General features: G+C 65.0%; 13 protein-coding genes. 7 read left to right on the top strand and 6 right to left on the bottom strand.

The window, feature by feature from the left end:
• Positions 1 to 149: 149 nt before the first annotated feature.
• Positions 150 to 2,135 carry a PhoX family phosphatase gene (locus B015_RS0102945; protein WP_018426166.1) on the bottom strand — a complete coding sequence of 662 codons (1,986 nt, stop codon included), beginning with the start codon at positions 2,133 to 2,135 and terminating at the stop codon, positions 150 to 152.
• Positions 2,136 to 2,439: 304 nt separating this feature from the next.
• On the opposite strand from B015_RS0102945, the gene B015_RS0102940 reads away from it, so the two are divergent.
• The 3 genes from B015_RS0102940 (at position 2,440) to B015_RS0102930 (ending at position 5,292) form a co-directional block, all read left to right on the top strand.
• Positions 2,440 to 3,126 (top strand): phosphatase PAP2 family protein, encoded by a 687-nt coding sequence (locus B015_RS0102940; protein WP_018426165.1) that lies wholly within the window; start codon positions 2,440 to 2,442, stop codon positions 3,124 to 3,126.
• Positions 3,127 to 3,215: 89 nt separating this feature from the next.
• Positions 3,216 to 3,458, top strand: a complete 243-nt coding sequence (locus B015_RS0102935) for a helix-turn-helix transcriptional regulator (RefSeq protein ID WP_026226821.1) — start codon at positions 3,216 to 3,218, stop codon at positions 3,456 to 3,458.
• A gap of 85 nt (positions 3,459 to 3,543) precedes the next feature.
• Entirely contained in the window at positions 3,544 to 5,292 is a 1,749-nt protein-coding gene (locus B015_RS0102930; RefSeq protein WP_018426163.1) for a SulP family inorganic anion transporter, read from the top strand.
• 126 nt (positions 5,293 to 5,418) lie between these two features.
• On the opposite strand, the gene B015_RS0102925 is transcribed toward B015_RS0102930, so the two are convergent.
• On the bottom strand, positions 5,419 to 6,675 hold the full coding sequence (locus B015_RS0102925; RefSeq protein WP_026226819.1) for an Hsp70 family protein: 1,257 nt from the start codon (positions 6,673 to 6,675) through the stop codon (positions 5,419 to 5,421).
• 211 nt (positions 6,676 to 6,886) lie between these two features.
• Here B015_RS0102925 and B015_RS0102920 point away from each other — a divergent pair, with 211 nt between their 5' ends.
• Both B015_RS0102920 and cysK read left to right on the top strand, forming a co-directional pair.
• The gene (locus B015_RS0102920) at positions 6,887 to 7,504 is read left to right on the top strand and encodes a LysE family translocator (RefSeq protein ID WP_018426161.1); all 618 of its coding nucleotides are present in this window, start codon (positions 6,887 to 6,889) and stop codon (positions 7,502 to 7,504) included.
• Between the two features lie 155 nt (positions 7,505 to 7,659).
• Positions 7,660 to 8,640, top strand: coding sequence for a cysteine synthase A (cysK, locus tag B015_RS0102915; protein ID WP_018426160.1), 981 nt, complete (start codon positions 7,660 to 7,662; stop codon positions 8,638 to 8,640).
• A 192-nt stretch (positions 8,641 to 8,832) separates the two neighbouring features.
• On the opposite strand, the gene B015_RS0102910 is transcribed toward cysK, so the two are convergent.
• Together B015_RS0102910 and B015_RS0102905 are read right to left on the bottom strand one after the other, a co-directional pair.
• The gene (locus B015_RS0102910; RefSeq protein WP_018426159.1) at positions 8,833 to 10,077 is read right to left on the bottom strand and encodes a DUF6596 domain-containing protein; all 1,245 of its coding nucleotides are present in this window, start codon (positions 10,075 to 10,077) and stop codon (positions 8,833 to 8,835) included.
• A 2-nt stretch (positions 10,078 to 10,079) separates the two neighbouring features.
• Positions 10,080 to 10,430, bottom strand: a complete 351-nt coding sequence (locus B015_RS0102905) for a YciI family protein (protein WP_026226818.1) — start codon at positions 10,428 to 10,430, stop codon at positions 10,080 to 10,082.
• A 323-nt stretch (positions 10,431 to 10,753) separates the two neighbouring features.
• Here B015_RS0102905 and B015_RS0102900 point away from each other — a divergent pair, with 323 nt between their 5' ends.
• The gene (locus B015_RS0102900; protein ID WP_323848120.1) at positions 10,754 to 11,380 is read left to right on the top strand and encodes a glutathione S-transferase family protein; all 627 of its coding nucleotides are present in this window, start codon (positions 10,754 to 10,756) and stop codon (positions 11,378 to 11,380) included.
• Positions 11,381 to 11,676: 296 nt separating this feature from the next.
• Here B015_RS0102900 and B015_RS33500 read toward each other — a convergent pair whose 3' ends face one another.
• Both B015_RS33500 and B015_RS0102890 read right to left on the bottom strand, forming a co-directional pair.
• Complete coding sequence (locus B015_RS33500; protein WP_085941109.1) at positions 11,677 to 11,829, bottom strand: hypothetical protein; 153 nt, start codon at positions 11,827 to 11,829, stop codon at positions 11,677 to 11,679.
• Between the two features lie 286 nt (positions 11,830 to 12,115).
• Positions 12,116 to 12,796 carry a winged helix-turn-helix domain-containing protein gene (locus tag B015_RS0102890; protein WP_018426154.1) on the bottom strand — a complete coding sequence of 227 codons (681 nt, stop codon included), beginning with the start codon at positions 12,794 to 12,796 and terminating at the stop codon, positions 12,116 to 12,118.
• A gap of 85 nt (positions 12,797 to 12,881) precedes the next feature.
• On the opposite strand from B015_RS0102890, the gene B015_RS30320 reads away from it, so the two are divergent.
• On the top strand, positions 12,882 to 13,085 hold the full coding sequence (locus tag B015_RS30320) for a DUF1127 domain-containing protein (RefSeq protein WP_018426153.1): 204 nt from the start codon (positions 12,882 to 12,884) through the stop codon (positions 13,083 to 13,085).
• The last annotated feature ends 55 nt before the right edge of the window (positions 13,086 to 13,140 follow it).

Raw genomic sequence — 13,140 nt, 5'->3', positions numbered from 1 at the left:
CGGGAATGACGGTGGAAGGGGCACGCCACAGTCAACCTTCAAGGTTGCATCGCGTGCAGCATCAGCGCTTGAATCCGCGGCCAACGCGGCAACGCGCAAAAAAATGGGGGCCAACGGCCCCCATTGTCGTCACATAGGTTCTGTCCGGATCAGACGGCGATCTTGCCGCCGCCCTGCCTGGTAATGGCGACGACGGCAGGACGGACCGGCATGTCGGGCTTGAAGTCGGGCCAACGGGTCGAAAGGTCCTCGTAGTAGGACGGACGGCCGAAGCCTTCCCAATCCTCGCCGCCGTCGCCCGGATGCTGGACGGCGACGAAGGCCGTCTGGTCGTCAGGCGTGAACAGCGGGCCGCACATTTCGGCGCCGACAGGCACGCGGAAGAACAGCTTGGAGGTAGCGCGGGCATCACCCTCGGTGTCGACAGCCCAGAGACCGTCGGTGCGGCCGGTGGCCTTGGGCGAGTTGCCGTCGGTGGCGACCCAAAGGCGGCCGGCGGAGTCGACGGCGCAGTTGTCGGGCATGCCGAACCAGCCATTCTCAGTGGTCGAGGTCGAGAACGAGGCGCCTACCTCGGCGACCGAGGGGTCGCCGCATTTGAGCAGGATTTCCCACTTGCCCTTGGTAGCCGTGAAATCGCCTGCGTCTTCGACCAGCTCGATGATGTGGCCGAAGGCGTTTTCGGCGCGCGGATTGGCGGCGTCGACCTGGTCGGTCTTGCGCTTCGAGTTGTTGGTCAGCATCACATAGACCTTGCCGTTGACGCCGTTGGGCTGGATGTCTTCGGGACGGTCCATCTTGGTGGCCTCGAGCAGGTCGCCGGCGCGGCGGGCCTCGATGACCACGTCTGCCTGGCTGGCAAAGCCGTTTGCAGCCGTCAGCGGGCCCTCGCCCTGGACCAGTGGCAGCCAGACGAACGAGCCGTCTTCGGCAAACTTGGCGACATAAAGCGTGCCTTCATCGAGCAGGTCGAGATTGGCGGCGCGGTCGTTGGCGTTGAACTTGCCCTTGGTCACGAACTTGTAGACGTAGTCGAAGCGCTCGTCGTCGCCGAGGTAGAAGACGACGCGGCCGTCGCCAGCCACGATCGATTCAGCACCTTCGTGGCGGAAGCGACCGAGGGCAGTGCGCTTCTTCGGCACGGAGTTCGGGTCGTTGACGTCGACCTCGACGATCCAGCCGAAGCGGTTCGGCTCGTTCGGCTCCTTGGCAACGTCGAAGCGGTCATAGAATTTGTGCCATTCATAGGTGCCCTCGGGCACACCGACGCGCTTGTAATTGGCGGCCTCGGGGTGACCGGCGGGCAGTTCGCCGCCGAAATAGCCGTGGAAATTCTCCTCGGCCATGATGTAGGTGCCCCAGGGCGTGACGCCGCCGGCGCAGTTGTTGACGGTGCCGAAAACCTTGGTGCCGGTCGCGTCGGCATTGGTCTTCAAGCGGTCGCTGCCAGCGGCCGGGCCGGTAATCTGCATTTCGGTGGACGAGGTGATGCGTCGGTTGAGCTTGCCATCGCGGACGGGCTGCCACTTGCCGTCCTGTTTGCGGATCTCGACGATCGAACCGCCATGGGCTGCCATCTCGATGTCGACGCGCTTCTGGTCGGCAGGCGCAACCTCGACCTTGCCATCGACGAGCTTGACGATACCCGGGAACATCAGGTGCTCGTTGGTGTATTCGTGGTTGACCACGAGCAGGCCGTGGTCGGACGAGCCTTCGAGCGCGATGTAGCCGACATAGTCGTTGTTGTAGCCGAACTGTTTGGCTTGCGCCTCCGCCGACTGGTTGGTCGGATCGAACTCGGGAGCATCGGCAAAGATCGGATCGCCCCAGCGCAGAAGCACGTCGGCATCATAGCCTGATGCGACATGATGCTTGTCGTCGATGCCCGCCTCGACCTCGTCGAAGTTGAAAGCCGAGCCCGAAGCGGCGCGGGCGTCGTCGGCCAGGATGATGGCGATGGGGCTGACGGTGGCGGCAATGGCCGAGACGGCGAGCGAGCCCTTGAGGAAGCCGCGGCGCGAGAAGCGGGCCGCGATGATGTCGCCCATGGTCCGGTTGTCGGTCGGGTTGTGGCCGGGACCGTCATTGTCCTCGAGCATCGAGGTGCGGAACTTCTGATCGTAGGGTTGGTTCATGATGTCGACCTCTGGCTAGCATACGGCTTGGGGTTCGCCGGCACCGCTAAGGGGAGGAGATAACAACAGCATGACAATTTCGCCGAAAATCGGCCGCTCCACAAAGCGTGATCGGCGAGGCCGCGCGCAGCAGACTTTGGAGTGCCGCCTCGCACTCTTCGCAAACCGATTGTGGTTCTCGGGTTGATGCGCTGCGACCTTTTGCATGGGCGCCTTTTCTTTGGGAAAGGCTTCCCCACTTGTTGCGTAACAGCCGATTAGGAGCCATCCCGAAGACGAACGGCGAAACGGAAACGACAGGACGATGCACGACAGATTGTGGAACAGGATCGAGTTTTCGCTTTTGGCGGCCGGCATCATCATCGCCGGCGGCCTGTGGGGCTTCGTCGAGCTCTCCGAGATCGCGCGCGACGCCGCCCCGCATGCCTTCGACACCGACATCCTGCTGTTCTTCCGCGAGGCGGGCAACCCGGCCGACCCGATCGGCCCGCTGTGGATGGAAGAGGCCATGCGCGACATCACAGCACTCGGCAGCGCCTCCGTGCTGATCTACATCACCGCCATCACTATCATCTTTCTCGGCATGACCAGGCGCTGGGGGCCGGCGCTGTTCGTGTTCGTCTCGGTGGCGGGCGGTCAGGTGCTGTCGAGCCTGCTCAAGCTCGGCATCGACCGTCCTCGCCCCGAGCTCGTACCGCATCTGGCGCAGGTCTACACGATGAGCTTTCCGAGCGGGCACGCGATGCTGTCGGCAGTGACCTACCTGACGCTGGGTGCGCTGCTGGCGCGCTTCCTGCCGGGCCGGGCGACGACGGTCTTTGTCTTTTCCATCGCCATCCTGACCACACTCATGGTCGGCATCAGCCGGGTATATCTCGGCGTGCACTGGCCTTCAGACGTGCTTGCGGGCTGGTGCGCCGGTTTTGCCTGGGCGACTTTGTGCTGGCTGGTCAGCCGCTATCTGATGCGGCCAGCAGAGGGCGACGCGTAACATGGGGCATAGGCATCAATAATGATGCTTGAAACATCACTATGAATGTATGATACATTTATAGTGCGGATCGAGACGGGAACATCTCAGTGATCACAGCCGCACAGATGCGCGCCGCACGAGCGCTGGCAGGCATCGACCAGAAGACGCTCGCGGACCTCGCAGGCGTGTCGGTGCCAACCATACAGCGCATGGAAGCGAGCGAGGGCGTGGTGCGCGGCGTGGTCGACACGCTGACCAAGGTCGTCGAGGCGCTGAACGCTGCCGGCGTGGAGCTGATCGGCGAGAGCGACACCGGCGGCCGGGGCGTGCGGCTGAGGAAAAAAACCTGAGTTCCCTGACGATCCGCGCGATGTAGTCGCGACGCGACCGCCGACAGTTCTGCCGACGATCCCGCCGCGTTTGCCACGTGGTGGGATGATGGACGCAGGCAGCAATCCAGGACAGCACGGACCGCAGCACAGGCAGCCGAGCTTCGCGGAGCTGTTCACGCCGAAGCTGGTGACGGTTTTGCGCGAGGGCTATGGCACCAGGCAATTCAAGGCCGATGCTATTGCCGGGCTGACAGTGGCGATCGTGGCGCTGCCTCTGTCGATGGCGATTGCCATTGCTTCCGGCGTATCGCCGGACCGGGGGCTGTTCACGGCCATTGTCGGCGGCTTCATCATCTCGGCGCTGGGCGGCAGCCGGTTCCAGATCGGCGGACCGGCGGGCGCCTTCATCGTGCTGGTGGCGGCGACCGTGGCGCGCGAGGGCGTCGATGGCCTGCTGCTGGCAACAATGATGGCAGGCGTCATGCTTGTCGTCATCGGCTATCTCAGGCTCGGCACCTACATCAAGTTCATCCCCTACCCGGTGACAGTGGGCTTCACGGCTGGCATCGCCGTCATCATCTTCGCCAGCCAGCTGAGCGAGATGTTCGGACTGACCTTGCCGGGCAAGGAGCCGGGGCCGCTGCTGCCGAAGATCGAGGCGCTGGCGCAGGCAGCAGGCACGGTGAATACGTCGGCGGTGGCGGTGGCCGCGCTGACCATCGGCACGATCCTTGTGCTCAAGCGGCTCAGACCGCATTGGCCGGGCATGCTGATCGCGGTGGGCGTGGCGTCTCTGGCGGCAGCCTTGCTTGCCCTGCCAGTGGAGACAATCGGCACGCGTTTCGGCGGCATTCCGCGCAGCCTGCCCTGGCCCTCCTTGCCGACCTTCACGATGGACAAGGCAATATCAGTGCTGCCGGATGCGATGGCCTTTGCCCTGCTTGGCGCCATCGAGTCGCTTCTGTCGGCTGTCGTGGCGGATGGTATGACCGGCCGTCGGCACCGGTCCAATTGCGAGCTGGTGGCGCAGGGTTTCGCCAACGTCGCCTCGGCTCTGTTCGGAGGCATTTGCGTCACGGGCACCATCGCGCGCACCGCAACCAATGTGCGCGCCGGCGCGCACGGGCCGGTGGCGGGCATGCTGCATGCGCTGTTCCTCCTCGCCTTCATGCTGGTGGCGGCACCGCTTGCGTCATACATCCCCCTGTCGGCGCTAGCCGGCGTGCTGGCGGTGGTGGCCTGGAACATGATCGAAAAGCAGGCCTTCGCGACGCTGATCCGCTCGTCGCGCGGCGATGCGCTGGTGCTCCTGGTGACGTTCCTGCTGGTGGTCTTCCGTGACCTGACCGAGGGCATTGTCATAGGCTTCGCGCTGGGCTCGGTGCTGTTCATCGACCGCATGGCCAAGAGCGTGGCCGTCGAAACCGAGCTGCCGCTGGCGCAGGAGGACGTGGCCGATGACGTGAATGGTGACCGCCACGCTTATGAGTCACGTGATGCGGGAGACGCCGCGACGGTGATCTACCGGATCTCGGGAGCGTTCTTCTTCGGCGCCGCCTCGACGGTGGGTGCGGTGCTCGACCGCATCGCCGACCAGCGCCGCAACTTCATCCTCGACTGCAGCCGCGTGCCGCTGATTGACTCGACGGGGGCCAATGTGCTGGAGGGTGCGGCGCGCAAGGCCGCAAAAGCCGGCGTGCGCTTCTACATCGCAGGGGCCTCGCCGCAGACGCGGCGCATGCTGATGACGCATGGGCTCAGGCAGCCCGAGGTGACGTATGTCGCGTCCGTGGAGGAAGCGCAGGAACTGGTGCGGGCGGAGAAGGTGGAGGGACCCGCACTGGCAGGGTGAATTGCTCGTTTTGAACTGGTTTCCCTGCGCATGCCCCCTGCGACGAGCCGTTTCCGGCACCGTCATGGCGCGACAGTGCCACCGCCTCGACGGCGGCACTGCCACAAACTCATCAGCGAACTTCCGTCAGCCGAACTTGCGCTGGGCGTCGAGGGCGAGGCCCATGCCGACGGAGCCGAAGGCGTCGCCCTGGACGACCTTAGCGCCGGGAATCAGTTCGAGAATGCTCTGGCGGGCGAGCGGGATGGCAGTCGAGCCGCCGGTCAGGAAGACGGCGGTGATGTCTTCGGCGCGGACGCTGGCCTCGGCCAGCGTGTCGGCGACGGTCGCCGTCACCCGGCCAACCTCGGTGCGGATCGTGTTTTCGAGCTGCTGGCGTGTGAAGGACGCGGTGAATTGCGCGGCCGGCAGGTTGACCTCGACGGTGGCGCTGTCGGCGTCGGTGAGGTCGATCTTGGCCTTCTCCACCCGGGTGGCGAGCGCATGGCCGAAGCGCTGGTCGACCACCTCGATCATGCGATCGACGAGGTCGGGCCGGGCCGCCTCGAAGCGGATCGCGCGCATGTCGAGCTTGGCCTTGGGGGTGTAGAGCAGGTTGATGCGCTGCCAGGTCGCGAGATCGATGAAGTAGCCGGCGGGCAGGTTACGCTTGCCGTCCTTGGTCGCGCTGAGATAGCCGAGCTCGGGCATGACGTGGGCGATCGAGAGCAGGCGGTCGAAATCGGTGCCGCCGATGTGGACGCCACGGTTGGCCAGGATGTCAGCCTTACGATCGGCCGCCGCCGCACGCTCGGGCGAAACGCGGACGATGGAGAAGTCGGAGGTGCCGCCGCCCATGTCGACGATCAGCGCCAGCTCCTCGCGGCTGACCGTGCGCTCGTAGTCAAGCGCGGCCGCGATCGGCTCGAACTGGAAGTCGATGTGCTGGAACCCTTGCGCGCGGGCGGCTTTTTCGAGCTCACCCTGCGCGTCGGCGTCGGCCTTGGCGTCCTCGTCGACGAACTGCACGGGGCGGCCGAGCACGACGTTTTCGACCGGCTCGCCGACATGGTTTTCGAGCTTGTCCTTGAGGTGACCGACGAACATGCCGATAATGTCGGTGAAGGCGATCTGCTTGGCCTTGATGCGCGTCTTTTCATGGACAAGGGACGAGCCGAGCACGCTCTTCAGGGCGCGCATCAGGCGGCCCTCGGCGCCGTCGGTGTATTCGCCGATGGCACGGCGGCCCATGGCGGTGTTGTCGTCCTCGAAATTGAAGAAGATGGCCGACGGCAGGGTGACGCTCTCGCCTTCGAGCGCGACGAGGCGCGGGCGGCCATCCTCGATCACGCCGACGGTGGAGTTGGAAGTGCCGAAGTCTATGCCGCCGTATGCCGGTCGCATCATGTAGATCCTGAATTTTGCTGCGTGGGTCGGCGGCGCTCGACAGATCGGGCCGCGGCGGGGACCGTGCGGGTACACGAGCAGGCGGCGAATGTCGATGTCCGGGCACATTATTTCTGGAAATGTGATCGCTGGCCCAACGTCGCGACGTTCACAGGAAACCGCTTTCGTGGCATAGGTCGGCCGACCAACCGACAATCAGGCTGTTCCGATGACGCTTACAGGATTTCTCGCCTATAGCGGCGCACTCGCCATTGCCGCGGCCATTCCCGGCCCGGGCGTGACGGCACTTGTGGCACGCGCGCTCGGCTCCGGCTTCCGCTCGTCGCTGGCGATGTCGCTGGGACTGGTGGTGGGCGACCTCACCTATCTCACCGCGGTCGTGCTGGGGCTTGCCATGGTGGCGCAGACCTTCGGCATGGTGTTTCTCGCCATCAAGTGGCTCGGCGTCGCCTATCTCGCCTATCTGGCCTGGTGCTTCTGGAACAGCGGCATCACACCTGAGACGATCGAGGCGAAGAAGGGCAAGAGCGGGCTGTTTTCCAGCTTCCTCGCGGGACTTACGGTGACACTCGGCAATCCGAAGACGATGATATTCTACCTGGCGATCACGCCGACGGTCGTCGACCTCAGGACGGTGACATTGGCCGACTACGGCATCCTGGTGGCTATCACCATCGCGGTGTTGCTGGTGGTGCTGATCCCTTATCTGGCGCTGGCCTCGCAGGCGCGCTGGCTTTTGAAGACCCCGCGTGCGCTGAAGACACTGAACCGCACGGCAGCTGCCTTCATGGTGGGTGCGGCGGCAGCGATCGCCGCCCGCCAATAGGCCTCCGGACGGATTCTTTTTCCACTAATTTGGCCATTGCGGAAATACGTTTCCGTCAATGGTCGCCAATCAGCATGACGCCCACTCGGAATTTGCCCGGCGACACCCTATCTTCAGGGCCGAAAAAAGCATTATCCGGCAGGGAGCGAAACCGCATGAACAAGCCCGTCACCTCCACCCGCATTCCCGGCCGCGGACGCATCTACGGCTCGATCACCGAGACCATTGGCGACACGCCGCTGGTACGGCTCGACAAGTTCGCCAAGGACAAGGGCGTTGTGGCGAACATCCTCGCCAAGCTCGAATTCTTCAACCCGATCGCCTCGGTCAAGGACCGCATCGGCGTTGCGATGCTTGAGGCACTGGAAGCGTCGGGCAAGATCGAGCCGGGCAAGAGTACGCTGATCGAGCCGACTTCGGGCAACACCGGCATTGCCCTTGCCTTTGCCGCCGCCGCCAAGGGCTACAAGCTTATCCTGACCATGCCCGAAACGATGTCGATCGAGCGCCGCAAGATGCTGGCGCTGCTCGGTGCCGAGTTGGTGCTGACCGAAGGCGCCAAGGGCATGAAGGGTGCCATCGCCAAGGCCGAGGAGCTGGTGCAGACCATTCCGAACGCCATCATCCCGCAGCAGTTCGAAAACCCGGCCAATCCGGAAATCCACCGCCAGACAACGGCCGAGGAAATCTGGAACGACACGCAAGGCTCGATCGACATCCTGGTTGCCGGCATCGGCACGGGCGGCACGATCACTGGCGTCGGCCAGGTGATCAAGGCCCGCAAGCCGTCGCTGCATGTCGTGGCGGTCGAGCCCGAGGGCTCGCCCGTGCTTTCGGGCGGCCAGCCGGGCCCGCACAAGATCCAGGGTATCGGCGCCGGCTTCGCGCCGAAGGTTCTGGACACGACCATCTATGACGAGATCATCAAGGTCTCCAACGACGACGCCATCGCCAATGCCCGGCTGGTGGCGCGGCTGGAAGGCGTGCCGGTCGGCATCTCCTCGGGCGCAGCGCTGCAGGCGGCCGTCGTCGTCGGTTCGCGGCCGGAGAATGCCGGCAAGAACATCGTCGTTATCATCCCGTCCTTTGCCGAGCGGTACCTGTCGACGGTGCTGTTCGAGGGATTGGGCGGATAAGCCTTCCTTCTCCCCTTGCGGCAGAAGGTGCCCCGAAAGGGCGGATGAGGGGTGCGGACGGACCGGCTTTGCCGAGTTCGCTGGGATGGCGCCTGTTCTGCGCCCGCTCATCGCTTCCAACAGCCCTCATCCGTCTTGGCGCTGCGCGCCAATCCACCTTCTCCCACTAGGGGAGAAGGCACGGGCCAACGCTCACCCGGCCGCCACCCCTGCCCGCTTGCGCTCCAGAAATGCCCGCACGGCGGGATCGGTTTCGAGCCCGATGGCGAGCCCGTAGGCCTGGTTCGCCTCCTCCGCGTGGCCGACGAGCGACAGAAGTTCGGCGCGTGCCGCCCAATAGGGCTGGTACTGGTCGAGCCTGGGGTCGCCCATGGCATCGAGCAGGGCCAGGCCGTTGGCCGGGTTGCCGGCATAGGCGACGGCGACCGCGCGGTTAACAGCGGCGACCGGCGAGGCGGTGATGGTGGTGAGCGCCTCATAGAAGATGGCGAGCGCCGGCCAGTCGGTGCGGCCGGTCATCCGGCGGGCTGCGTGGACGGACTGGATCGCCGCCTCGATGTGGTAGCGGCCCATGGTTTCGAAGAAGCCGGCGCGGACCAGAAGCGCATCGGCCTCGGCGATAAGGCCGGCATCCCAGAGACGGACGTCCTGCTCGGCGAGCGGCACGAATTTGCCCTCCGTGTCGCGCCGGGCCGGGCGGCGCGCCTCGGCGTGGAGCATCAGGGATAGAAGACACAGTGCCTCGGGCTCGTCGGGCATCAGCCGGGCAACGAGTTGGCCGAGCCAGATGGCTTCGGAGGCGAGGTTGCGGCGACGGGATTCTGTGCCCCCGGCATCGGCCCAGCCTTCGGAAAAGGCGGCGTAGATCGCTTCCAGTACGGCCGAAAGCCGCTCAGCCATTTCAGGCCTTTCGGGCACGCGGAAAGGAATGCCCGCCTGGCGGATGCGTGTCTTGGCCCGCACCAGGCGCTGGCTCATGGTGGCGGGCGAGACCAAGAAGGCGGAGGCGATGGTTGCCGCGTCGAAGCCAAGCACGGTCTGCAGGATCAGCGGCGCGCGCACGCTCGCATCGATGGCCGGATGGGCACAGGCGAAAAGCAGGCCGAGGCGCTCGTCGGGCAATTTTTCGCGCACGGCCTCCTCCTCCAGTTCCTCGCCGATCAGCCTGAGATGCGGCAGCGCCGCCTCACGGACTGCGTGGCGGCGATGCCGGTCGGTGGTGCGGCGACGCGCGACCGTGAGCAGCCAGGCTTCGGGATGGGTGGGCACGCCCGTCTGCGGCCAGCGGACAAGCGCCTCGGCGAAGGCGTCAGCCAACGCATCCTCGGCGCCCGCGACATCGCGTGAGCGGGCGGCGAGGAAGGCAATGAGCTTGCCGTAGCTTTGACGGGCGGCGGCTTCGGCTGCCGCCCGGGCGCTGTCGCCGATGTCAGGCACCGTCAGCGTGTCTTCCAGATCGGCCTGACCTCGATGGTGCCGGTGCTGGCGCCAGGGCAGCGCGCCGCCCAGTTGATCGCGGCGTCCAGATCGGGAGCCTCGATGATGTAGTAGCCGCCGAGCTGTTCCTTGGTGTCGGCGAAGGGGCCGTCGAGGACCTCGGTCTTGTCGCCACGGACGCGGATGACCGTGCCGGTGGACGACGGGGTCAGCCTTTCGCCGCCGACCATGGCGCCGGCTTTGATCAACGCTTCGTTATAGGCCATGTAGGGTGCGGCCATTTCATAGGCCTTGTCAGCGGGCGTTGCGGCCATCGCGGCCTCGTCGACGTGGATGAGAAGCATGTACTGCATGGTCGTCTCCTGCGTTTGCCAGCACCGCATCATCGCGGGCTGAACTGATGTCGCGCTGGCCGAGGCGATTTCGACAGCCGTTCGAAACTTTTTGCAAGAGAGCGGCAATGGATCGGCTGGCCCGGTGAAAATAGCCGGCTGGCGAGTGCATGCCACGCTTGAGCAGCCTGCGTCGGGCGTGCCAACTAGAGCGCAGTGCGTCCGAACGGACGCACCAGGGACGCTCGAAATGTTTGGATCTGTGGCATCGTGCTTTCCGAAAATCGATTCCGATCTTCGGGCCGATGCGCCAGGATCGCCGGCTAAGATGCCGGAAAGGGGGAATGAGAATGTACCAGCTCTACACGCGCGCCGGCAGCGGCGGTTTTGCGGTCGAAGCCGCGCTGGAACTGGCGGGGGCACCGTTCGAACGCACCAATGTCGTCAAGGGCGTCGATCCCGACACGCGGTTCCGCGAGATCAGTCCGCTCGGCCAGGTGCCGGCGCTGGTGCTGCCGGAAGGCGGAGCGATGACCGAGTCGGCAGCGATGTGCCAACTGATCGCCGAGCGTTACCCGGCATCGGGACTGGCGCCAGCAGCCGATGCACCCGACCGGCCTGACTTCCTGCGCTGGATGACGTTCATGACTTCGGTGATGTATCCAGCGCTGCTGCGCATCTATTACGCGCCGCGCTACACGGCCGATCCCGACGGCATCGAGGCGGTGAAGGCGGCGGCGCTGGCCGAGGTCGATCGCGGCTTCGGCATCGTCGACCAGGCGCTGGAAGGCAAGCTGTGGCTGGCAGGCGAGCGCATGTCGATCGCCGACATCTATCTGCTGATGCTGGTGTGCTGGCATCCCGAGCCGCGCAAGGCGGAGGGGGCATGGCCCGAAATCGCCCGCGTCTCGGCCATGCTGCGCGATGTGCCGGTGATCAAGGACCTGAACGTCCAGCACGAGATGTGGTGAGACAGCGATCCGAAGGCCCGTCGGGCTTTCGGACTGACGCGCCAAGGCGCTGCCGCTGGCCGGAATTGGAGTTCCGGCAGGCGGCGGTGCAGCGATGTGGGGGCGTGGACGCCGGACTTTCGCCGCGGCAGGGTTCAAGGTGTGCAGCGTCTTTGCGCGTCCGATTGGACGCGCGGTGCCGCAAGACCTTTAAAGGCGGGTGGACAAAGCGCGGCGTTCGCCGCGCAGCGTGGTGCTACGGTGGTCGGTTGTCGGCCGCGATTTGCGGCTTTCGTGGCGCGAGGTGACGGTCATAATCAGTGGATCGTCACGCGGGTATGAAGCTGGTGCTCGCGACGGGCACAAGCCGGGCCCGGGCCGCGCATGTAGTGGCGCTCGGGGCGATAGGTCGGGGCGATGAATTCGCGAAACGCCACAGCGGCGTGAGTGAGTTGGTTCCAGATAGCCATTGTTCTTATCCCTGTCCGCCCGGGGCTCGTCCCGAACGTGAAAGCGATCATAGCCGGCGGTTGTGAATCTTCGGTGAACGCGATGTTAATCTTCGTGTGAAAATGCGGCCGATCGCGGCTGAATAGTGTTTTTTTCTAGGCATTTAGGCCGGATCAGGCGGCATTGGTTAAGATGTGCCTTTTGGACCACACAAGTAACGGTGCATTGTCGCCGAACTGTCCACAGGTTTCGGCGCACGGTTACATCGACAGAGGTGGTTGACAGGCTACGGCGGCAGATCCGGCTTCAGGCGAGGAAGAGTTTCTCGAAGGCCTTGCGTCCGGGCGGGGTGAATTCGACGACGCGGCTGCCGGCAGGGCGGCGCGCCCATTTCTCTGCAAGAATCTTGTCGAGGATGGCGGTGCCGAGCGAGCCTGCCAGGTGCGAACGCCTGACGCTCCAGTCGAGGCAGGCGCGGCACATCGGCCGGCGCGATCGGCCGAGGCCTGAGGTATCGATGCCGATGGCGGCGAAGAAGCCCGGGCCGGCCGGCCCGAGCCGGGTTTCCTCGCCATTGCGGACGATGATCTCGTCGACCAGGAAACGGTCGAACATCGCCACCGCATGGTCGCCGGCAAGGTGGTCGTAGCAGACGCGGGCCTCGCGCATCGACTTGTCGCGCGGGCCAGGACGCGCACGCTTCGGTCCGGAATGGGCGGCGACGCCGCTGATCGCCTCGATCATGTTGGCGACCTCGGTGCCTGACAGCGCGTAGTAGCGATGCCGGCCCTGGCTTGCCACCGTCAGCAGCTTGCCGTCCATCAGCTTGGCGAGATGCGAACTGGCCGTGGGCAGCGAAACGCCGGCTTCGAGCGCCAGTTCGCTCGCCGTCAGCGCACCGCCATCCATCAGAGCGGTCAGCATGTTGGCGCGCGCCGGATCGCCGACCAGGCTGGCGATGCGGGCGATGTCGGGACCTTCCTTCATAGCACGGCTACCTCCATGGTTCGATGCTAGTCGAAGCATTCTCGTCAGGCAAGGCGTAGTCTCCGGCCAGACAAAGGAGTTCGCCATGCCGACGAAAACCGAATTCGCCACCGCACCGAAGCGTCTGCCGCTCGGCGTCTTCGGCCGGGTGCTTACGTTTCTCTGCCGCGGCTACGACCGGCATCTGCAACGGCTCGACCTTTCCGAGTTGACCGACGACCAGCTCGACGACATCGGCCTTTGCCGCCGCGACGTGACGCATGAAGTCGCAAAACCATTCTGGCGCTAGCACGTCTTTTCGACCCGACGCTTCGATACCGATCGAAGCGTTGCCAACATTTCCG

It is taken from the genome of Hoeflea sp. 108, assembly GCF_000372965.1.
Classification (GTDB): Bacteria; Pseudomonadota; Alphaproteobacteria; order Rhizobiales; family Rhizobiaceae; genus Aminobacter.
The sequence above is the reverse complement of the archived record's forward strand: the minus strand, read 5'-3'. Positions and strand labels throughout refer to the sequence as shown.